General features: G+C 61.6%; 15 protein-coding genes. 9 read left to right on the top strand and 6 right to left on the bottom strand.

The annotated features are described in order from the left end of the window. Positions 1-20: 20 nt before the first annotated feature. The 7 genes from EJ067_RS09880 to EJ067_RS09850 all read left to right on the top strand — a co-directional run bounded on the left by EJ067_RS09880 (position 21) and on the right by EJ067_RS09850 (position 7,726). Entirely contained in the window at positions 21-305 is a 285-nt protein-coding gene (locus EJ067_RS09880) for a patatin-like phospholipase family protein (RefSeq protein WP_126078901.1), read from the top strand. Further along, on the top strand, positions 269-1,018 hold the full coding sequence (locus tag EJ067_RS09875; protein ID WP_348639284.1) for a CBASS cGAMP-activated phospholipase: 750 nt from the start codon (positions 269-271) through the stop codon (positions 1,016-1,018). The genes EJ067_RS09880 and EJ067_RS09875 overlap by 37 nt, the downstream gene beginning before the upstream one ends. 896 nt (positions 1,019-1,914) lie before the next feature. Continuing rightward, entirely contained in the window at positions 1,915-2,841 is a 927-nt protein-coding gene (locus tag EJ067_RS09870; RefSeq protein ID WP_126085765.1) for a transcriptional regulator, read from the top strand. Between the two features lie 210 nt (positions 2,842-3,051). Further along, positions 3,052-4,557, top strand: a complete 1,506-nt coding sequence (locus tag EJ067_RS09865) for an alpha-N-arabinofuranosidase (RefSeq protein ID WP_126085764.1) — start codon at positions 3,052-3,054, stop codon at positions 4,555-4,557. Positions 4,558-4,671: 114 nt separating this feature from the next. Then, on the top strand, positions 4,672-5,943 hold the full coding sequence (locus tag EJ067_RS09860) for an extracellular solute-binding protein (protein WP_126085763.1): 1,272 nt from the start codon (positions 4,672-4,674) through the stop codon (positions 5,941-5,943). A 59-nt stretch (positions 5,944-6,002) separates the two neighbouring features. After that, positions 6,003-6,887: a sugar ABC transporter permease gene (locus EJ067_RS09855; protein ID WP_126085762.1), complete on the top strand. Its 885-nt coding sequence runs from the start codon at positions 6,003-6,005 to the stop codon at positions 6,885-6,887. A gap of 5 nt (positions 6,888-6,892) precedes the next feature. Then, complete coding sequence (locus EJ067_RS09850) at positions 6,893-7,726, top strand: carbohydrate ABC transporter permease (RefSeq protein ID WP_126085761.1); 834 nt, start codon at positions 6,893-6,895, stop codon at positions 7,724-7,726. 130 nt (positions 7,727-7,856) lie between these two features. Here the strand turns inward: EJ067_RS09850 and ugpC are convergent, their stop codons facing one another. The 3 genes from ugpC to EJ067_RS09835 all read right to left on the bottom strand — a co-directional run bounded on the left by ugpC (position 7,857) and on the right by EJ067_RS09835 (position 13,628). Further along, positions 7,857-8,942 (bottom strand): sn-glycerol-3-phosphate ABC transporter ATP-binding protein UgpC, encoded by a 1,086-nt coding sequence (gene ugpC, locus EJ067_RS09845; RefSeq protein ID WP_126085760.1) that lies wholly within the window; start codon positions 8,940-8,942, stop codon positions 7,857-7,859. A 687-nt stretch (positions 8,943-9,629) separates the two neighbouring features. Then, a complete protein-coding gene (locus tag EJ067_RS09840; protein ID WP_126085759.1) occupies positions 9,630-10,310 on the bottom strand; it encodes a redoxin domain-containing protein in 681 nt (226 codons plus the stop codon). Between the two features lie 18 nt (positions 10,311-10,328). Then, a complete protein-coding gene (locus EJ067_RS09835; protein WP_126085758.1) occupies positions 10,329-13,628 on the bottom strand; it encodes an adenylate/guanylate cyclase domain-containing protein in 3,300 nt (1,099 codons plus the stop codon). Positions 13,629-13,953: 325 nt separating this feature from the next. Here EJ067_RS09835 and EJ067_RS09830 point away from each other — a divergent pair, with 325 nt between their 5' ends. Further along, positions 13,954-16,878 (top strand): trifunctional glycosyltransferase/class I SAM-dependent methyltransferase/polysaccharide deacetylase, encoded by a 2,925-nt coding sequence (locus EJ067_RS09830; RefSeq protein WP_126085757.1) that lies wholly within the window; start codon positions 13,954-13,956, stop codon positions 16,876-16,878. Between the two features lie 42 nt (positions 16,879-16,920). Here EJ067_RS09830 and EJ067_RS09825 read toward each other — a convergent pair whose 3' ends face one another. From EJ067_RS09825 to EJ067_RS09815, 3 genes are all read right to left on the bottom strand, one after another. Beyond that, on the bottom strand, positions 16,921-18,306 hold the full coding sequence (locus EJ067_RS09825) for a hypothetical protein (RefSeq protein WP_126085756.1): 1,386 nt from the start codon (positions 18,304-18,306) through the stop codon (positions 16,921-16,923). A gap of 70 nt (positions 18,307-18,376) precedes the next feature. Next, positions 18,377-18,901 carry a GNAT family N-acetyltransferase gene (locus tag EJ067_RS09820; RefSeq protein WP_126085755.1) on the bottom strand — a complete coding sequence of 175 codons (525 nt, stop codon included), beginning with the start codon at positions 18,899-18,901 and terminating at the stop codon, positions 18,377-18,379. A 177-nt stretch (positions 18,902-19,078) separates the two neighbouring features. Then, positions 19,079-19,903: a hypothetical protein gene (locus EJ067_RS09815; protein ID WP_126085754.1), complete on the bottom strand. Its 825-nt coding sequence runs from the start codon at positions 19,901-19,903 to the stop codon at positions 19,079-19,081. 199 nt (positions 19,904-20,102) lie between these two features. On the opposite strand from EJ067_RS09815, the gene EJ067_RS09810 reads away from it, so the two are divergent. Then, positions 20,103-21,518, top strand: a complete 1,416-nt coding sequence (locus EJ067_RS09810; RefSeq protein WP_126085753.1) for an adenylate/guanylate cyclase domain-containing protein — start codon at positions 20,103-20,105, stop codon at positions 21,516-21,518.

The following is a 21,518-nucleotide window of genomic DNA, read 5'->3' as shown; positions in this document are numbered from 1 at the left end:
AGCCGAGTGCAGGGAAAGAGATGCCATTTCAGATTCTTGCCCTGAGCGGCGGAGGCTATCGCGGGCTGTTCTCGACGCACATTTTCTCCAAGCTCGAGGAGCAAGCCGGGAGGCCAATTGGCGAGTGCTTCGACTTGATCGCTGGAACGTCCATCGGTGGCATTATCGCAATCGGCTTGGCGCTCGGAAAACCGGCTAAGGAAATTCGGGACGTCTTCGAGGAAAAAGGCGAGGACATTTTCACTAGAGGCGAACCAACTCGGAACCAATCAGGAACTCCTGGCGGTTCCTTCGGGGGATCGTAAAGCCCAGGTACGATGGGACCGAACTTCGTAAGGCTATCGAGGCCGTAGTAGGTGCGGACACATTGATAGGCGACGCCAAGACGCGTCTTCTGGTCCCCACGGTCAACATGACAAAAGGCAGTGTGCAGTTATTCAAAACCGCGCACCACCCCAACTTTATCAACGACTACAAGGTCAAGGCGATCGACGTGGCCATGGCGACCTCGGCGGCGCCGACCTTCTTTCCGATGGCCAAAATCGGTGCGAGTTACTTCGTCGACGGCGGCGTAGTGGCGAATACACCGGACCTTTGTGCGATCCATGAAGCCACTCATTTCCTTGGGATAGAAATCGACGACATTCGGGTGTTAAGCATCGGCACCATCACGACCGGGTTCTCTTTGCCAACTTCGCTTGGAGGCAATTTCGGCGCGAGTTCATGGATGAAGAACCAGCGATTGATCTCGATGATTTTTTCGTCCCAGCAGCAACTCGTCGATGTCATGGCTCGGCACCGGCTCGGTGGCCGCCATCTGAGGATGGATGACAAGCCGGGCCTGGAACAGAGTTCTGATCTCGGGCTTGACATAGCCTCAAAGAAACGACGGGAGACACTACTTGGGATGGCAGATGGCGTTCACCAGCAGTTTGGGGGTAGCGCCGAGATCCTCGCGATGTTGGACCACCAACCGATCAGACCGACCTTTTACAAACATAGAAAACCACTTCCTTAGAAGAGAGCAAGCCTCAGCAGTCGACCAAACTCCGAACTCGCAGCCAGTTGTCGAACCGGATATCCCAACATCGGACGTTCCATACGGGCGCTAAGGCCACTTCCACCCTAGGCTTCCACCGGCGGTGTGTCCGCTTCTCGTTGAACACTCCAACAGCGGGCTATCCGCTACCGGCCCAACATTGCCGTTGGCACAAGCGAGAGCCAGGGTAGTTGGCGCAGCCAACATTGGGACAGACGTTGTGGAAATCCCTGGCACGTCGGGGGCTTCAGGCTGAATGAGCCGCGGAACCATTTGGAACGATACGGGAAGCTCTCGATTTATGCCCGCGAAAAAGACAATAAAATCAGCGGCTTGAGTACATCCTCCGGGCCCACCAAATCCATCGCAACGACCCGGCCTATCGATCGTCGGGACGTTGCAAAATAGCCATACGCAGGGTGGGAAAGCCTGAATCAACCAAGAAGCACGGAGCCGCCTCGACGTTGCGCGGTGGATTGTCGATGCCTTAGGCCTAAGCAGCGGCAATCGCCAACTGCGAGGGTGCTACAATCTGTGACGCCTATTGTGATACAAATAGGACGCCGAAAAGGAAAAACTGAAGCAAAAACAATGGTATAGGCAACTACCCGATCCCAGCCAACGGTACCATCTGGCTTTCCGATAAAGCCATGAATTTATAATATAATTTCTGACTTCAGGCTGCAGAAGTTGCGGCTGTTTGCGTTTTTCTGGTCAAGGCAGGCGACTGCGCCGCCATGGTGGCCGTGCTGATCAACTGCTTGATGACGAAGTCGCTGCGAAGCATATGTCAGCTAGGCGGTTCAATTCATAACGCGTCTTTATTTGTATCTGATCTGCTGATACATAACCCCGTGTGACGAGTGCGGGGCCATATGTCGAATGAAATCATGGTTGTCGATCCGCTTGAGCGGCTCGACTTGTTGAAGAGCCTCGCGAGCGAGGTCCGGGTCCGGATTCTCGATCTGCTGCACCGCAAGGGGCCGAAAAACGTCAATCAAGTGGCCGAAGAACTGGGTCTTCCGCAATCGACGATTTCCGCAAACATTCAGGTTCTTGTCGATGTCGGTTTGATCGAGACGAAATCACAGAAGGCGCGCAAGGGAAGCCAGAAGGTCTGCTATTCGACCTTCTCCGAGTTGGTTGTCGTCTTTAAAGACCGCACCCCGGCGCAGGATCTAGGCGTCATAGAAGTGGCGATGCCGCTTGGGCTCTATACAAGATGCGAAGTTTCCGCTCCCTGCGGCCTGTGTTCAAAGGACGGCGTCATCGGACTTCTCGATGTGCCAGACACCTTCCTCGATCCCGACCGTATGCGGGCCGGGCTGCTGTGGTTCACGCGCGGCTTCGTCGAATACCAGTTTCCCAACAATGCGACGCTTGCTCATGCCAAAGTCGGCGGGTTGGAACTGGCGATGGAGCTTTCGTCCGAGGTGCCGGGCACATCGAAGGATTGGCCATCGGACATCACGGTCGCGATCAACGGACACGAGATAGATACCTGGACGGCGCCGGCCGACTATGGCGACAAGCGCGGCAAGCATACGCCTGGCTGGTGGAAGCTGGCCGGATCGCAGTATGGCGACCTCGCACACTGGCGCGTCACGGACGACGGCACCTATCGCAACAACGACAAGGTGTCCAAATGCTCGCTGGCGGATCTGGAGCTCGAGCGGCACCGCTCGATCCGGATACGAATCGGCGTGAAGGAAGGTGCGCGTCACCCCGGCGGCATAAACATCTTCGGCAGCGGCTTCGGCAACTACAGCAACGACATCGTTCTGCGCCTGCTGAAGGCCTAAGGGCGCGGTCTCACGGAACTGCGAACTGCTCCACTCTTTGTTTGGACGTAATTCCCAAGGAAAAGCGCTACGGCTTTTCCAGGAAAGCCGCACACATCTTTCCTGGAATTGCTCCAGGCCCTTGACGGGCGGGCGAACTCCACCCTTAACTGACCCATGACCCGGATATAAATCGGAAAGTCGGATTGATAGTCCGCAGTGGGAGGGATCATGAAGGCTAGAGTCACGGCGAACGCGGCCTATGCCGTCGCGGATATCGACAAACGCCTTTACGGCTCGTTTCTCGAGCATCTTGGCCGGGCGGTCTATACGGGCATCTACGAGCCCGGACATCCGCAAGCGGACGAAGAGGGGATGCGCAAGGACGTGATCGAGCTGGTGCGTGCGCTCGACACTCCGATCTGCCGCTACCCGGGTGGCAACTTCGTATCCGCCTACAATTGGGAAGACGGCATAGGTCCAAAGGAGAACCGCCCGCGGCGACTCGATCTTGCCTGGCGCACCACGGAGCCGAACCTGGTTGGCATCCATGAATTCGCCGACTGGGCCGAAAAAGCCGGCACCAAGATGATGCTTGCGGTCAATCTCGGTTCCCGCGGCCTCGACGAGGCGCGGGCCTTCGTTGAATACGTCAACCACCCGGGCGGCAGCTACTGGTCCGACCTCAGGGCCAAGAACGGACGCGCGCAACCCTGGAACTGCCGCCTCTGGTGTCTTGGCAATGAAATGGACGGCCCCTGGCAGGTCGGCCACAAGTCGGCGAGCGAATACGGCCACCTCGCCAACGAGACCGCCAAGGCGCTGCGCGGCCTCGACCCGGCGGTGGAACTGGTCGTCTGCGGCTCGTCGCATTCCAATATGCCGACCTATCCGCAGTGGGAAGCGACCGTGTTGGAAGCGACCTACGAGCAGGTCGACTACATCTCTCTCCACATGTATTTCGAGAACTACGAAAAGAATACGGCCGAATATCTCGCTCTTCCAGCCAAGCTCGACCGCTACATTGGCACGGTCGCGGGCATTATCGACTATGTGAAGGCCAAGACCCGCTCGAAGCGGGACGTGAAGATCTCCTTCGACGAGTGGAACGTCTGGTACCATCAGCGCAAGCGGGACGCCGAGCGCATGCGTGGCTGGGACTGGCCTGAAGCGCCCAGGCTTCTGGAAGACGTCTACAATTTCGAGGACGTGCTGCAGGTCGGCTGCATCATTAACACCTTCATCCGTCGGTCGGATATTGTTCGCATCGCCTGCATTGCGCAGTTGGTGAACGTTATTGCGCCGATCATGACCGATCCCGGCGGTGCCGCCTGGCGGCAGACGATCTACTGGCCTTTTATGCTGGCCTCCAGGCACGGCCGCGGCACCGCGCTGCAGCTTGTGGTCGAGGTGCCTACCTATGACGCGGCCGCGGCCGACAGGGTGCCGTGGCTCGACATTGCGGGCGTGCACAATTCGAACGCCGGCACGCTGACCTTCTTCGCAATCAACCGGCATGGGTCCGAGACGATAGAGGCCGACGTCGCCCTCGAGCGGTTCGCCGCCAAGTCCATCGAGCATACGATCATCCGTCACGACGATCTCGAGGCCTGCAACACGAAGGACGCGCCGGACAACGTATCGCCGGTCAAAGGCAACGGGGCGACGCTCAGCAGCAAGGGAATGACGCTGAACTTGCCGCCGCACTCTTATTCGATGGTGCGTGTGACGCTCTGAGTTAATATCCGATCATCAGATATATACCGTAAAATCCGTTGCAGGCGGTTTGGTTTGGTGTAGCATTGAAATGTTCAAGGCGGATCTAACCGCCGCACTCGGGAGGAAGCTGAGATGAACTTTCGCAAGATGGCCATGGCGGTGGTTGCGGCCGGAGGATTCTGGGTCGTCGCGGCCCAGGCCGAAGAAACCGTCGCATGGTGGGATTTCCTCGGCGGCGGTGACGGTGTGCGCATGAAGCAGATGATCTCCGACTTCAACGCCGCCCACGCCGGCAAGATCAAGATCGACGCCACGACGCTGGAGTGGGGCACGCCCTTCTACACCAAGGTGCAGACCTCGGCGGCGGTCGGTGAGGCGCCAGACGTTATGACCTATCATGCCAGCCGCATCCCCTTGGCGGTGAGCCAGGACATTCTCGAAGAAATCACCGCCGACGACATGAGCAAGATGGGCCTCTCGGCCTCGGACTTCGCCCAGACGACGATGGGCGCCGTGACGGTCGACGGCAAGCAATACGCAGTGCCGCTCGATACCCATCCAATCGTCCTGTACTACAATCGCGACCTCCTGAAGAAGGCAGGCGTGCTCGGCGGCGACGGCCGTCCGGTGGGCATGGGCAACAAGGAGGAATTTACCGCGACACTGCAGAAGTTGAAGGATGCCGGCGTCGAGTTCCCGTTGGGCAGCGTCACCGCCGACGGCAACTTCATGTACCGCACCATTTATTCGCTGGTGTGTCAGCAGGGCGGCGAGCTTCTGACGGGCAATGAGTTCCTCACCGGCGACAATCCCGAAAAGCTGGCGAAGGCGCTGGCGGTTCTGCAAGGGTGGACGAAGGCAGGGCTGCAGTCGACCTATACGGACTATCCCGCAACCGTCGCCCTATTCACCTCGGGCAAGGCCGCAATGATGATCAACGGCGTCTGGGAAGTTCCCACGATGACCGACCTTGCCAAGCAAGGCAAGCTGTTCGACTGGGGCGCCGTCGAGATCCCGGTGATCTTCGACAAGCCATGCACCTATGCAGACAGCCACTCATTCGCGATCCCGAAGAACAAGGGCAAGGAGATCAGCCCGCAAAAGCGTGCCGCCGTTCTCGAGGTGATCTCATGGATGGATAAGCACTCGCTGTTCTGGGCCACGGCAGGCCACATCCCTGCATACAAGCCGGTCACCGAGACGGCCGAATACAAGGCAATGGAACCCAACGCGACCTACTCGACGCTGACGGCCAACATGATCTTTGATCCAAAGTCGCCCAAGGCTGGTGTCGCCGGGCCAATCTTCGACATCATGTCCAATTATTTCGTGCCGACCCTCAATGGAGAGATGGACCCGGGCGAGGCGGTGAAATCCATCAAGGAAGAGCTGAACGGCATGTAGGGCTCGAAGGCTGGGACCGCCCTGTCCAGGGCGGTCCTAGCCTTATTTGAGGAGGAGCCATGCTTCGCAACTCCCGCACTGAACGTCTTGTCGCGCTGGTGCTGGTCGCTCCCTTCCTGGCGATCTACCTGCTGGCATTCCTCTATCCGACGGTCCAGATGTTCCGCATCTCCTTCACCGATGCGCCGCTGATCGGGGCGGGTCGGTGGGTTGGTCTCGACAACTACCTGCGGCTCGATAACGACCCGATGTTCCGGCGTGCGGTCTGGAACACCGCTTACTTCGTGCTGATGACGGTAGTCCCCGGAACGCTCATCGCGCTGTTGATCGCGCTTGGCGTGTCGCGCCTCAAGGGCCGGTTCCAGGCGATCGTTCTGGCGCTGTTCTTCCTGCCCTACATCCTGCCGGTATCCGTGGTCTATCTGATCTGGGACTGGACGCTGAATTTCCAGTTCGGGATCGCGATGCATGTGCTGGACTGGCTGGGAATCCCGCGCGTACCGGTCTTCAAGTCGCGCGTCTGGTTCTTGCCTGCGGTGGCCGGAGTGACGATCTGGTGGACCGCGGGCTTCTCGATCCTCCTCTTTCTCGCCGGACTGCGGTCAATACCAGCGGAGATCTACGAAGCCGCGGCGCTCGACAACTCGACGCGATGGACCACGTTCCGGCGCATCACCTGGCCACTGCTATGGCCGATCACCTCGCTGGTATTAACCATCCAGCTCATCCTGCAGCTCAAGATATTCGATCAGGTCTATCTGTTCTCAATCGGCGGACGGCCGAACGACAATATGGTGCTCGTCTACTACGTCTTCCAGAAGGCCTTCCAGCAGAACCAGGGAGGCAGGGCGGCAGCTGTCGCCGTCACCCTCTTCGCGCTTGTGGTCGTCGTCTCGGTCCTGCAATTCCAACTGCTCCGGTTCGCCGAAAGGCGGCGCCGGTGAACGTCATGGCTGTGCAACGCTGGAACTTTTGGGGCGGGATAATCACGGCACTGACGCTTGTCTGGGCCATCCTATGGGCGTTCCCGCTCTATTGGGGGGTGATCTCATCGCTCAAACCGGACGACGAGGTCATCCGGCCTTACATCGAACTCTGGCCCAAGACGGCGACGCTTGAGAACTACATTAACGCCCTGACCACCACACAGATCGGCACCTGGTATGTCAATTCGGTGGCGGTCGCGGTCGGCGTAACGGTCATCACCATCTTCATCTCGATGCTGTGCGGCTACGCGATCTCCCAGTTGCGCTTTCCGGGGCGGATCGCGCTATGGCGGCTGATCCTCGCCTCCTTCATGGTGCCAACCTCAGCGCTTATCATCAATCATTTCGTGCTGGTCGCCAACCTTGGCCTGCTCAACAGCTGGGCCGGAATCATGTTGCCGCAGCTTATCCATCCCGTCATTATCATCGTGTACAAGCAGTTCTTTGATCAGGTCCCGAAGGACTTCCGCGAGGCCGCGGTCATGGACAATGCGTCTGAATTCGGGATCCTCTTCAAGATCTATATGCCGATGAACTGGGGGGTAACGACGGCGCTGTCGATCGTCTGCTTCATCTGGACGTGGAATGCGTTTTTGTGGCCGTTCCTCTCCGTGACCCGCACCGAGATGATGACGATCACCGTCGGCATTACGCAGGTCAATGACGCCTTCGGTGTCTACTACGCGCGCCAGCTGTCGGCAGCCGTACTGGCCGGCCTTCCGGTGGCACTGGCCTACCTTTTCTTCCAGCGCCGGGTAACCGAAGCGATAACGCTCTCGGCGGGTATCAAGGGCTAGACTAAAGTATCCGTCCCTCGCCGCTGACGAGAGAGGGCGAACTCTCTCCCAGCGGTTCTTTCTCGCCCATTCGGCAAGCAAAGTCATAAGACAAGCGCGTCGCGCAGAACCGGATTCAGGCTCGGCAGGTTCAGGCCCCGTCGGCATGCGCGTGCCAGGTTGATCCGTCCGCGGCGAAGAGATGCAGGGCCGTGGTGTCGAACTTCAGCCGAACGGCGTCGCCCGGTCTGGCGCTCGAAAGCCCGCGATCTTGTGCCGTCACCTGCGTCCCATCCGCGAGCCGCGCATAGATGAGCGTTCGCTCGCCAAGGCGCTCGACAACCGTGGCCGTGGCGAATGCGTCACCGCCCTCCGCGACCACAGTCAGCGATTCCGGCCGCACTCCTAGTTCGCGCCAATCCATGTTGACGGGCGCGCCCGGAAGTTCGACGAGCGATCCATCCGTCAAGCGCGCATTGAGCCTATCGCCTGAGTCCGAAACCGTAACAGGCAGAATGTTCATCGCCGGAGACCCGACGAAGGTCGCGACGAATCGCGACGCCGGACGTGCATAGACCTCAACGGGCTTTCCCATCTGCTCTATCCGGCAATTGTTGAGGATCACAATACGGTCGGCGAGCGTCATCGCCTCCACCTGGTCGTGGGTGACGTAGATCATCGTCGACTTCAAACGTTGATGCAGTTCGGCAAGCTCGACGCGTGTACGGGCTCGAAGCGCCGCGTCCAGATTGGAGAGTGGCTCGTCGAACAGGAATGCCTTGGGCTCCTTGACGATCGCACGCCCAATGGCCACGCGCTGACGCTGCCCGCCGGAGAGCTGCGACGGCCGCCGGTGGAGCAGCGCTTCGATCTCCAAGATACGCGCAGCCTCAGCGATGCGTTGGCGTATGACATCCGGCGCAACCCGAATGTTCCTTAGCCCAAAGGCCATGTTCTCCGCGACTGTCATATGTGGGTAAAGCGCATAGTTCTGGAAGACCATCGCAACGTTGCGCCTGCCCGGCGCAAGGTTCTCCGAGCGCACCCCGTCGATCGTCAGCGTGCCTTGGTCAATGCTTTCGAGGCCGGCGATCATCCGGAGCAGCGTCGTCTTGCCGGAACCGGACGGACCGAGAAACACGACCAGTTCTCCTGGGTCAATGTGCAGACTCACATCGCGGATCACTTCGACTGCGCCAAAGTGCTTTGATACGCCCGAAAGCGCGATTCCCGTCATGCTTGCGATCCCATCTTTGCTACATAATTTCGGATAAATACCCGATGTCAAGGAACGTTGATACGGCAAGATGAGCGGCCTCATCCCTGGTCCCTGGAACAGCTGCCAGCTACCCTGCCAAAAGCCGACGATCCGCTGTCGGCTATAGCCGCGGACAACTTCGCGCCGCGAAGTTGCCATTCGCCAGCTGGGCCGCAGCCTATCGACATGATCCACAAGATCGAATCTAGCGTCACGTAGCAAACCGCAGGCGCTTCTCGCTCCGCCACTCTAGAGGGCCTTTGAGCGACGCTATATGTTCGTGTGGCCGGTGAATTTCGGATCGCTACATCGCCAAGCACTTTGCGTTCGAGCGGCCTCGTCCAAAATTGTGGTGACTTCGTCGTCTGAGAGCTGAGGGAAATTGATGCAGTTTTGGCTGAGCGCTCGGAAATGCGCTGGTTGGCTGAGCCTCGAAGTCGCCCCAGATGCGTGCTACGTATTGTGGCACATATTGTGATACAAATCTGCTGAAGTCAGAAAAAATATAATAGAAACAATGACATGGTTCCGATAGTGATCCCAGCCAACGGGACCATCCTATTTTAAGCAAACTATTGAATTTGTTGTGAAACTTGCGATCTCGGCGCTCGCAGGCGACAGCGTTGCCGCTCTCTGGGCGGTGTCATGCTTACCTTGTTCGCAAGTCTATTGGGCGACTTGGGAGACCGCTGACATCAGCTCCTGCGGGCTTGGCGCCGCAAACATGTATCGGCCACCCTCTGGAACCTCCGTGAAGCTCCAGCGGACGATACCCTGCCGGTCCAGCAGGAACTGACCGATCAGTTGTCCGTGTCCCGTCGCCATCATCTGCTGGTCGGCTTCGGTCACTTCGTAATGGTCCTTCTTGTCGAGGATTTCGGCGGCCGCAATGGGGTTCATAGGACCGGGCAACTCGCCTGGTATGTCGACCCGCATATCCATTGCTGCTGCCATCGCGACCTTGTACGGCCAGTTCGTCTCGTTTTCGGTGAATTCGAGATTGGGCAGTCCAAAAGCACGATGTGAAGCGCGTTCAGGGTCGGAGGCCGCAAGCAGATTCGGCATCGGGTGGTAGCGGAAATAGAGACGCGCCCGCTCGATCGGCGTGTTGACCACCGTCAGGCTCCCCACGCCCTTTTCGCGCAACTCCGGATCAAGCCGCGCCTGGGCGGCGATATGGCGCCGGCAAAACGCACAATGCAGACCTCGAAACAGGCCGACCAGCACCGGTTTTTGTCCGCGAAAGTCGTCGAGCGCGATCTTGCCTTCCTGGGTGATGGCGTCGAGTACCACGTTTGGCGCACGATCACCCGGTTGAAGCGGTACCAAGTCACTATGCGCGGACATTCCAACCTCCCACCCCGGCTAGTCGAGAAAAGGCAGCACGACGAGCGCTTCCGGGTCGAGCCCGTGCTGGGCGCATATTCCCTGCGCCAGGGAAAAGTAGCGTTCGGCCTCGGTCAGATTGTCGAGGTCGAGATTGAGCGTTGCAAGACCATCATAGCACGGAAACAGCAGTTGGGGTTCGCCCGTTTCGCGGGCCACATCCAGCGCTTCATGGAACAAACCAACCGCCTGTTCCGGACGGCCGTTGCACTGGTGGATCTGCCCAAGCACGATCAACGGCACCGCCAGGTGTTCGCGCTGGTCGAGCGCCCGGTCGATCTCGATGGCCTTCTCAGCGGCGGGAACGCCCTCGGTCGGACAGCGATCTGTGAACGTACAACAGGCGACCGCCAGGTTGGCGAGAAGGCGCGCCTGGAACCCCAAATCGCCAATACGGCGCGCCACTTCAAGACCGCGCCGGCAGACCTCCATCGCCTTTGCCGGATCGATGGTCGTGTAGAGCACGCCGAGATTGGTGTAGCCGCGACAGGCCGTGCCCGGCAGACCGGCGGCTTCGGCCAATTCAATGCTACGTTCAATCTGACGCACGGCTTCATGGCTTCGCCCAAGGCGAGCCAGCGCAACAGCCTTGGTATTGAGCGCCTCGGCGGTCACAAGTGTGGCTTCACGCCCTGCTTCCGAGACATGCTCCGCTGTCAGAGCCCGCACGCAATCCAGCGCCGCGTCTGCCCATTTTGCCGCGAGAGCGTGGTCTCCGCTACGGAACGCCTGCCGGCCACGTTCTTGCCACAGATGCGCCTGCTCGACCGGGGCATCCGCTCCGTCGAGCAGCGCTGCCGCTTCAGCATAGCGAGACTCTGCGTTGTCCCGTTTGCCGACGTCCCAGAGCAGCCGGCCGATCTTGCGCAGAACGCGCGCCGAAGCGACACGATCGGCCGACTCCCGATATGCCTGCAAGACCGTCTCGTAGTGGCGGTGCGCGATCTCGCGGCGGCCTGCCGGGCCGCTCAAATCGGCAATGCGCTCTGCAATTGCCAGTTTGACCGGTGATTGCCCGGTCGCGCCCAGCGCGGTCAGCGCTCGCTCGTAAAAACGAAGGGCGTCGTCGTTGGCGTATATCATGCGAGCGCGATCGCCCGCTGCCTGCAGGTAACGCGCGCCCTTTTCCCGCTCGGCGCTCTGCGCGAAATGATGGCCGAGCACGGTCAAATCCTCGAGCCGTTCCGGCTTGTCGCCGTACAGTTGCTCCAAGGCGGCACCGACTCGCCCGTGGATGTCGGTCCGGCGTTGCAGGAGCAGGTTCTGGTAGATCACGTCCTGCAGCAAGGTTTGCGTGAAGCGGTAGCTTTGCGACGAGACCGAGCCTGATCCGGCAACCTCCTCGATGATCTCCGCGTCGCAAAGCAGTTCGCAGCCAGCTTCCAGGCGGGCGGGGTCGGCTGTCACGGTTTTCAGAAGCGTGGCATCGAAGCGCGGGCCGATTACCGCGGCCTCCTGGGCCAACCGGCGCACCTCTTGCGGCAGCCGGTCTACCCGGGCAAGCAACATTGCCTGGATAGTGGCGGGAATGCCGGTTGCGATTTCGCCCGCCGCAGTCCGCCACCGCTGGCCCTCGCGCGTCAGCACACCGCGATCGATAAGGCCGCGAACGATCTCCTCTACAAAAAGCGGGTTGCCGCCCGCGCGCTCGAGGATCTGGTCGACCAGCCCGCCTGCGGAGTTCACCCAGCTTTCGCCGAAAAGCGCCGTAAGCAGGCTGCGTCCGTCGTCGCTGTTGAGCGGCAAAAGCCTGAGCGCCGTGTGACTGACCCGACTTGAGTCGAGCTGGTCGTTGTCCGGCGCTGGACGATGCGTGACCAGCAGCATCAACCGCGTGCGTTCCAGCCTGTCCATCACGAAACGCAGCGCCTCGAGCGACACGGCGTCGGCCCAATGCAGGTCTTCGACGACAATCAACAGCGGCGACAACGCAAGCCGCCGTTCGACGATCGTGCGGACCGCGTAGAGAATTTGCCGCCGCAACTGCTCGGGCTCGACATGCTGCAGGGTGGCATCGGGGTCGCCAAGGCCAAGCACATGGTAGAGCAAGGGCATCAGCCGCCTCGCCTCCTCGCCCTGCAGGCCGAGATCGGTGAGCAAAGCCGCGAGCTTCGCCCGCATTTCGTCGCCGCTGTCGTTTTGCATCATTCCGGCAGCGCTGCGCACTACCGCGCCCAAGGCGCCATATGATTGTTCGCCCAGCGGTGAGCACGTTGCCTGCCGCACTGCGACGTTGCGAAAGCGATCCTCGTCGCCGACGCGGGCGACGAACTCCTTCACCAGCCGCGATTTCCCGATGCCGGCTTCTCCGACGAGGCGGACAAGCTGGGCCGAGCCGCCGCACGCCTGGTCAAGGCTGGCCAGCATTCTGTTGAGCTCCGCGCCACGGCCTATTATCGGCGCATTGAGGCCGAGCGCTTCGAGCCCGCGCGCTGCGCGCGGCGCGGCGAGCGGAGCATCCAGTCGATGGACGAGCACGCTGCCAGCCTTGCCGCGAAGCGCGACATCGCCCAGCGACTCATAGGAGAAGGCATGCCGGGTCAGCCTGTGAGTGAGCTCGCCCACCAGCACCTCACCCGGCGCGGCCAGCGATTGCAGGCGTTGCGCTGTATTCACCGTGTCGCCGGTCACCGAATAGGATTTGGCGGTGCCGATGCCCAATCCTCCGGTAACGACCGGACCGGTATTTATGCCGATGTGGAGCAACAGAGGCGAGCCCGAGTCGGGGGTGCGTTCGCCGAGCCGCGCCGTCCGGGCGAGCATGTCGAGAGCGGCGCGAAGCGCACGTTCCGGATCATCCTCATGCGCGGCCGGCGCACCGAACAAGGCGAGTAGCGCATCGCCGATGAATTTGTCGACGAAACCACCAAAGCTTCGCACGGCCGCCGTCAATTCCTTGAACAGTGCGTTCTGCAGCGTTTGCATGACCTCGGGGTCGAGCTGCTCGCTGAGTGTCGTGAAGCCGCAAAGGTCGGCGAACAGCACCGTTACCGTCCGGCGATCGGCGTCAGAGGCGGGTTGCGGCCCTTCTTCGCTTTCGATGTTGGGAAGCAGCGACGGCGTTCGCGAAGGCGGCACGATGGTGCGGCTTGGTGTCGGAGCAGGCCGTTCGACGGCCTTTGCCGGCGCACCGACGCTTGCCCCGCATTTCGGACAGAACTCGAAATCAGGTGCGCAGAGGTAGCCGCAACTGGCGCATGGCACCGGCTGGCGCCGGCCACACTTCGGACAGAAGGCGAAACCGGCCTCAACCTCGAAACCACAGCCCGAGCAGTCCATGGAACAAGACCTCACTGGCGGCCGCGACGGCGTGATCTCGCCACACATTTCACGGCCAGGCTATGCACAAGGATGAACCGATAGCCGTCAACCAGCAAGCGGCAGCGCAAATGGGCATCGAGCGATCGCTGTGGGCCGGTGGCAGAACGCTGCCGATTCGGACGGCTGAGGCGCCCGTCGTTTGCGAAGCTTTCGCTTGCGCTCCGTCGTCCTTCCAGTCCTTTTTGCCTGTTTCCAATTCGCCCCGATCTTGACAGAGCGATGCTGCCATCCGATGCCGTCATCCGTTTTGTTCTCCCATCGAACCAGACGCGGGTGAGACGGCGTGACGCATAATCCCTTGGTTTCAATCGTGGTTCCCGTGCACAACGCGGAGGCAACGCTGGCGCGCGCGCTCGATTGCCTTCTCGATCAGGAAATTGTGGATTGGGAGGCGATCATCGTCGATGACGCCTCCACGGACCGCACCCCCGCGATGATCGCCGGTTATGCGAAGCGCGATGCCCGATTTCGGACGTTGAGCTCTCGCGCGCAGAGCGCCGCCGGCGCGCGCAACAGCGGGATTTCGACAGCGCGGGGCCGCTGGCTCGTGTTTCTGGACGCGGACGATTGGGTGGATGCCGGCTTTCTCGCGAAAATGCTGGCCGCGCTGAAAGCCGCTCCCGAGGCAGTGGCCGCCTATTGCGGATCTCGCCGCGTGATGCCCGATGGCGGCCTCACCCCGTCGAGCATCGCACCGGAGGTCGCGATCCAGCCCTTCGAAACATTCGCTCGCCGGTGCGCCATTCGCACTCATGCGCTGCTGGTCGACCGGGAGACGATCGTCGAGTTGGGCGGTTTCGATGTGTCGCTGCGCACCTGCGAGGACTGGGACCTGTGGCAGCGCCTCGCGCGTCTGGGCAAACGTTGGGTGATGGTCGACGAGCCGCTCGCCTTCCATCGGATCGGCCCCGACTCGCTCTCCCGCAATTCGACGCAGATGATGGCAGATGCGGAGATCGTGATCACCCGCGGCTTTTCTCCCGATCCCAGGGTCGAACACCCGGCACCGGCTCACGCCAATGGAGCGATCGAGGCAAACGGCTGTACCGCTTCCGAGGCGCTCGCGTGGTTCGCGTTGTGGAACGCCGCGTCGGATTGCGGCCGCGGCTCGCGCCCGATCAACCCGCAGTCCCTGCGCGCGCTCCCGGTGGGGCGTAAGTGGGCGCGCAAGGTCGCCAAGGTGGTCGTCGACGGCCTGATCGTGGGAAGCCTGTCGGTGCCGGCGCAATTGGCGGCCAGGTGGGACAGGTTCGGCGCCTCCCTCGCCGAGCTGATCATCGAACTCGGCAAGGTCTGGGGAGATCCCGTGGCCGGTCGCCGTGCCCAATATCACCTTGAGCAAATGCTTCTCGACTGCGACGACCTTGCCGCGCCGCGCAGGCTGGCGCGGACACTCGGAATTCGCGTCGACGCCAGAAATCCGACCGCGATCGAACTTCCGGAAGGGATCGATCAGATCCATGCCTGTCTGATGATGGATGGCCGGATCGAGGCTCGCGTGCAGTTCGCCGCGCTCGGGACGGTGACAAGGCGTCATTGGATCGAATTGATCGCGAATCTCATGCCTCCCGAGCGGCTTGCGCCGGGCGCCGGTGCCGACACGTCGAACATGCTTGCAGCCGAGGCATCGTTGTCCATGGCGGGACGCCGGTCTGATCGGGACAGCCACTTCGGCAAGCTTGCGCGATTGGCCGCGGAAGCGCGGAGGCTGGTTCGGTCGAGCGCCGAACCTGCAAAACCTCTTGCAGCGCCGCGTCGTAGACCGGCCGCGGATGCCCACGACAATGATCGCACGTCGTTCTGGAATCGCTATTTCGCGACCGAGGATCCCTGGAACTACGGTTCGCCCTATGAGCAGGAAAAATATGAGCGGCAGCTCGAAATTCTGCCTGCGGGTCCTATCGGGCGGGCGCTTGAGCTGGCCTGTGCGGAGGGCCACTTCACGCGGCGGCTGGCGCCGCGCGTGGGCCATCTGACCGCGACCGACATCTCTGCCATAGCCATCGGGCGGGCGCGCGCGCGATGCAGCGATCAGCCGAATGTCGAGTTCGGCGTGCTGGATTTCGCCGCGGACACGCTGCCGGGCGAGATGGATCTGATCGTCTGTTCGGAAGTGCTCTACTACCTGGACGATCTCGCCGAGTTGCGGCGCGTCGCAAAGAAGGTCGTCGAGGCGTTGGCGCCTGGCGGCAGTTTCATCAGCGCGCATGCATTCGTGCTCGGTGACAATATTGAAAGGACGGGCTTCGACTGGAACACATTCGGTGCGCAAGCGATCGCGGAGACGCTGGCAGGGATCGACGGCGTCGTCCTCGATCGATCGATCCAGACCGAGCTCTATCGCATAGACCGCTTCCGCCGCCTGTCGCCGGACGACGTGGCGACGGAGCCGGTGATTGATCATGTGCCAATCCGCGCGCCCATCGAAATCGGGGTTGCGCGAAAGATCGTCTGGGGCGGGGCACGGGCCTTGCGCCGAGACGTCGCACGCAGCGAGCGGAGGCAGAGTATCCCTGTCCTCATGTATCACAGCGTCGCCGATGACGGTCCGGCCGCGCTCGCCCGTTATCGGTGCACGCCAGCCGCATTCGCCGGCCAGATGGCGTGGCTGCGAGCCAATGGCTTCCACGCGATCACGTCCGAGCAACTGGAATGGTTCATCGCCAACCGTCACCCTTTCGCCGGCCGCCCGGTGCTCATCACCTTCGATGACGGCTTCCAGAACTTTGCCGATCACGCCTGGCCGACGTTGCGCGCGAACGACCTGACGGCGGAAGTGTTCCTGGTGACGGACCTGGTGGGTGAAAGTGCGCAGTGGGACGCGTTCAGCGGTCCGCCGACGCCGCTTATGGACGCCGGGACGGTGCGACGCCTCGCCGGCGAAGGTGCGTTCTTCGGAAGCCATATGGCGACCCATCGCGCGATCGACGGCCTGTCGAGCTCTGAGCTGGCCGCCGAGCTCCTGCGTTCGCGTATGTTCATCGAACGCTGGACCAGTCGGTCGACCACGGCGTTCGCGGCACCTTTCTCTGTCACCGACCGACGGCTTGGCCGGCTTGCCAGGGAATGCGGCTATCGGATCGGCTTTGGCGGCAGACATGGGCCGGCGGACCTCGATTGCGATCTCATCGATCTTCCACGCATCGAGATTCGTGGCGATCGCTCGCTCGATGACTTTGTCGCCATTGTCGAGGCCGTGCTCGAATGAAGCGGCGGGATCGGACGGGGGCACCGACAGTCGCCGTGAGGCTTAGCTCGCCTTGATCTCTGCCCGGCCGATCTTGCGCCAGCGGGCGTTTTCGCGAACCAGTTTCAGGTCGTCGGTCGTCTCGGCGAATGTCCGCGATCGGTATTGCCCGAGCAGGTCCGGGAAGAGCGCCCCTTCCGGCAGGCCGGCAAGCTGCTCGCGGACCGAGATCATCTCATCGATGACCCGCATGCCCCAGGCGTTTTCCCGAACCTGCAGCTCGGCGGCCAGATCGCGCTCTTCCGGTGCGTCTTCGTCCAGCGCAGCCAGCAGGATCGAGTGGAAAAGCGCCACATAGCCAATCTGTCTCAGGCCGCCAACAACCCGCACCCGCGGCAACAACGCAAGGACGAGGAACGTCAGGAACAGGTTCGGCAGCAGCACGCCGTCGAGCAGCGCCTGCTTGAGATGCGGCCGCTCGAACGGGATGGCAAGACCATGCGGCCTGTCGGGCTCGATCAGCTGCCCGTTCTCGAGGACGAGCCTGCGCACGCGCTGCTCGCGGATACCCCAGAAATAGTCCGTGGCGTTGGGCAGGAATCTGCCGAATGGGCCCGATGCGGCCTGCTGCAAGGCATGCTCGAGACGCTGGCGTCGTGCGGGTTGAATGAGCAGCCTGGAAAGAAGACTGCTGTCACGTTCCAGGTGCCGCGCCATGACAGCGGCTGCGAACCGATCATCGATGAAAACCGGCAGGGCCATGCCGGAACGGTCCCAATCGGCGATCAGATCCTCGTTGAGGGCTGTCAGCGCATCCGCGGCGGTTCCAAACACCTTGTCCCGGCTGGCCAGCAGCGTGCCCAGCCAGCGGCTGGCGTCCGTTTCATCGCCCACCGCTTCGAGCGCGCGCTTGTTGAGGGAGACGGGTCCGGCCGCGCAGGCGCTTTTGCGGCACAGTTTGTGGCGCCCCATGCCAAACAGGTTGACCTTGTCGTCGCCGACGTCGAGCCATCCCGGCCCCTCCCGGCCAATCGTCTCCATGGTCATCGTCGTTCCCATGAAGCCGACGAAGGCCGATAGCCCGTTTTCGACCGCGCCGAGCCAGGCGAACAGAAGGGCATCGAAGGTGATCCGGTCCATCAGAAGCAGGCAGTGCAGGCCGGACTGGATCACCGGTCGTTGCTCGAACTCTTCGAGGGCCTTGCCGATCTCCTCAGGCCGCATGATCGCGCCGAGGCGCTGATGCAGGACTTCGCGCAGGATCGAGCGGGCAGCGATCGCCGGGCTCGATGCGGGCCTTGCTACCGGCCGCCACAGATGGCGGGCGTAGTCGGAAACCGGGGCATTCCACTTCTGCTCGATGTCGCGCACGACTTCCGGGCAGAGCAGCGACAGCACAGCCAGAATTTCCGCCGGCGGCGCAGGGGTTGGATCAAGGACGGCGCTCATCGGTCCCGTCTAGCCGCTTGCGCTGCAATCGCCAAGGGAGACCGGTTCGCCAAGGCCAGACGGTCGATCCCTAGAACCGCAGCCGGGCCATGCTGAGGAGGTCGCGGTACTGCCCGTCGGTAAAACCGGCCTTCACATGCCGACCTTCGACCTCGAAGCCGTGGCTTGTGTAGAGACGGATGGCCGGTTCGTTGTCGGCATAGACGGTCAGTTCGACCCGCTTCAGGGCCCGCCAGTTGTCGGCCACGTCGAGCAGCGCGCCAAGTATGGCAGAACCGATGCCCTTGCCGACAAAGGCATCATCAATGCCGATATTGACCTCGCCGATATGCGAACGGCGCGGCGAACCCTGCACCTCCAGGCGGCCATGGCCGACGACCTTGCCATCCAGGTCCGCAACGATCCAGGTGGTCTCCTGACCGGACTTGGCGATGCGTCGCTCCACCTGCTCCACCATCTCGAAGGGCATCCTGAACGTGCCCCAGCGGAAACCTGGCATGTTGAAGATGGCGCAAAGCGCCTCCGCATCGCTTGGCCGGACGGATCGGAGCTGCGGCTGGATTTTCTTGGCGGATGGCGAGGTCGTGCTGGTCATGGCGTTCCCGGTTGGAGCAATTCCAGGAAAAGTGTGAGCGGTTTTCCGCCCGGAATTGCGTCAGAACAAAGAGATAGAGCAGTTCGCCATTTCCTTTGAAACAAGTGAAATGCTCTAAGACAATAGGTCCGGCACGATGCACCGGACGTCACCTGAAAATCCAGCCGTCTCTGCACCCTATGGTGCCGCTCGCGAGCCAAAATACCGGGAGGCGGCGTAGAGTTTGAAGGCGCCGCTGATGCCGATCCAGCCGAAAAGGGCGAGCCAGCACAAAGTCCCGGCCGCCGTCCAGTCGATCCGGTGCACCGCAGCGTCGGTGATGGCGAGGCCAAGGATGGCGAGCAGGCCGACCAGGAACTGCGCCAGGCCGAGCACCAGCAGTTCCTCGCGCGGCGCGCTTGCCCAGACGAGATATGTGCCGCCCGCACCGGCGAGGAAGATGGCGCTGTAGACCTGAGCGTGGAAGGCATCGACCGGCCACGGCCAGATGCCGCTGAATGTCAGCGGAAACAGCAACAGGCCGACGCCATAAAGTCCAAGGATTGCCGATTCCACCGGCAGGTAGCCGCGCCATGAGGGGTTTAAGGTCACGCCTTTTGCGGAAGGAAGGGCCCTGGTCCGCCACAGGAACAGCCCCGATACCGCGGCCGAGGCAAGATAGACCAAAAACCAGAGCCAGGGCGCTTTGCGCTCGAAGTTGAAATAGCCGAGATTGATGAACGAAGCCGCCGACACGATGACGGTGAAGATGAACGCCATGACGAGCACGAGCCTGCCGGGCGACCAGCGATTCCACAACAGCAGCGCCGCCATCACGACCATCTCGGCGGTGTAGAAGCCGCCGAGGAAGCGGGCATTGAACGGCGTGACGGCCCAGGGCCAGCGCGGCTTGACCAGCACGGGCGCGAAAAACAGGCCGGCACCCACGATCAGGACGATAATGACCGCCAGAGAGAAAAGGCGCAGGGTCGGGGGAAATGGCGGATTGTCGGATGTCGGCATGGGAGAGAGCCCCAAAGATGAATGCCCGTGGACCATCATAGTGCCGCTTGCGGCCGGTGAAAATCGGCCGAATGGAATTGGCTGTCACTAGGCTTGTCTATTCGAATCGCCCTACGGTCCGTTTCGAAGTAAAATGGAGCACTCGGACCAGCGCGGTCCGGTCAACACGCCACTGGGCGCATTTTCCGGAGCCTGCACGATGAACGAAGCTCAGGATCTGTTCTCGCTTCTGCGGCAATCGGCCGGTGTCGATCCACTGGCAGTCGACGCGATCAGGCGAATCATCGCGGAAGGCGAGGACCACGAACTCTGCCGCATCAATGCGCTGGCCTTCGCCGGCAAGCATGGTCTCGACGAGGAGCGCGCCATAGGCGCCTTTCTCCATGCGGCGCGGGTCGGCATCTTCGACATTTCCTGGAATGTTCTGTGTCCCGGCTGCGGCGGCGTGCTCGACACCAACGCCACGCTGAAAACCCTGCAGAAGGACGAGTACACCTGCGCGCTGTGCTCCTCGGGCTATTCGCCGACCCTCGATGAGATGGTCGAAGTGACATTCACCGTCAGTCCCCGCATGCGCAGGATTGCCGCCCACAATCCGCATGAACTGCCGATGGTGGAGTATTTCCGCCAGATCTACTGGGCGTCCGGCGTCGATCTGCAGGATGGGGATTTCGCGAAGACGATGGAAGCGTTCTCGCTGGAGGATATCGAGCTTGCGCCCGGTGAAAAGGCGGTTCTGCCAATACAGCTTCCGTCCGAATTCGTCATCGTCTTCGAGCCGGTCACCCATTCGGCGCAGTTCATCGACGTGAAGGGCGAGCCGACAAAGGAGCGCCGCAGCCTCTCACTGGTCTTCGACCGCGAGCATGTCCAGAGCCAGACGCTGGAGATGCAACCCGGCCCGTTGCGCATTTCGCTGGAAAACAGGACCGACACCCGCGTGCTGCCGACGGTCTTCATCGCCGGCCAGGCATTGCATGATTTCCTGGGCAAACGCCGGCCCTTCGTCACCGCCAAGCGCCTGCTCACCAACCAGACGTTCCGCGATCTCTATCGCACGGATACGCTCGACATCAACCAGCGCCTGAAGATCACCAGCCTGACATTCCTGTTCACCGACCTGCGCGGATCGACCGCGCTTTACGAACGGGTGGGCGACCTTTCGGCCTTCGATCTCGTGCGCGAGCATTTCCAGGTTCTGCACGAGATCGTCGCGGCGGAGGCAGGCGCGGTGGTGAAGACGATCGGTGATGCGGTGATGGCGACCTTCGCGACGCCTGATCGTGCGATTGCCGCAGCCCTCAGGATGCGCGAAGCCATGCGTGCGCTCAACGACAAGAGCGGGCGCGAGGATCTGCTGCTCAAGATCGGGGTCCATGCCGGCCCCTGCATCGCCGTGTCCATGAACGAGCGGCAGGATTATTTCGGCCAGACGGTCAACATTGCTTCGCGGGTCCAGAACCTCGCTACCGCACAGGCGATCTTCGCCACGCGTGCGGTCGTCGAGGACAATCTCACCGCCGATCTGTTGCACAGGAACGCGCTGACGCCCGTGCCGCACGAGGTCTCGCTGCGCGGCATCGAGCGAGAGATAGCGGTCTACACGATCCCCTGA

Source organism: Mesorhizobium sp. M1D.F.Ca.ET.043.01.1.1 (assembly GCF_003952385.1).
GTDB lineage: Bacteria > Pseudomonadota > Alphaproteobacteria > Rhizobiales > Rhizobiaceae > Mesorhizobium.
This window is presented reverse-complemented; position numbering and strand designations above follow the sequence as displayed.

Bases quoted from the DNA above. Each gene is read 5' to 3' on its own strand.
- EJ067_RS09820 (WP_126085755.1), bottom strand. From the start codon at position 18,901: ATGACCAGCACGACCTCGCCATCCGCCAAGAAAATCCAGCCGCAGCTC.
- EJ067_RS09870 (WP_126085765.1), top strand. From the start codon at position 1,915: ATGTCGAATGAAATCATGGTTGTCGATCCGCTTGAGCGGCTCGACTTG.
- EJ067_RS09860 (WP_126085763.1), top strand. From the start codon at position 4,672: ATGAACTTTCGCAAGATGGCCATGGCGGTGGTTGCGGCCGGAGGATTC.
- ugpC (WP_126085760.1), bottom strand. From the start codon at position 8,942: ATGACGGGAATCGCGCTTTCGGGCGTATCAAAGCACTTTGGCGCAGTC.
- EJ067_RS09855 (WP_126085762.1), top strand. From the start codon at position 6,003: ATGCTTCGCAACTCCCGCACTGAACGTCTTGTCGCGCTGGTGCTGGTC.
- EJ067_RS09850 (WP_126085761.1), top strand. From the start codon at position 6,893: ATGGCTGTGCAACGCTGGAACTTTTGGGGCGGGATAATCACGGCACTG.
- EJ067_RS09840 (WP_126085759.1), bottom strand. From the start codon at position 10,310: ATGTCCGCGCATAGTGACTTGGTACCGCTTCAACCGGGTGATCGTGCG.
- EJ067_RS09825 (WP_126085756.1), bottom strand. From the start codon at position 18,306: ATGAGCGCCGTCCTTGATCCAACCCCTGCGCCGCCGGCGGAAATTCTG.
- EJ067_RS09815 (WP_126085754.1), bottom strand. From the start codon at position 19,903: ATGCCGACATCCGACAATCCGCCATTTCCCCCGACCCTGCGCCTTTTC.
- EJ067_RS09835 (WP_126085758.1), bottom strand. From the start codon at position 13,628: ATGGACTGCTCGGGCTGTGGTTTCGAGGTTGAGGCCGGTTTCGCCTTC.
- EJ067_RS09810 (WP_126085753.1), top strand. From the start codon at position 20,103: ATGAACGAAGCTCAGGATCTGTTCTCGCTTCTGCGGCAATCGGCCGGT.
- EJ067_RS09880 (WP_126078901.1), top strand. From the start codon at position 21: ATGCCATTTCAGATTCTTGCCCTGAGCGGCGGAGGCTATCGCGGGCTG.
- EJ067_RS09865 (WP_126085764.1), top strand. From the start codon at position 3,052: ATGAAGGCTAGAGTCACGGCGAACGCGGCCTATGCCGTCGCGGATATC.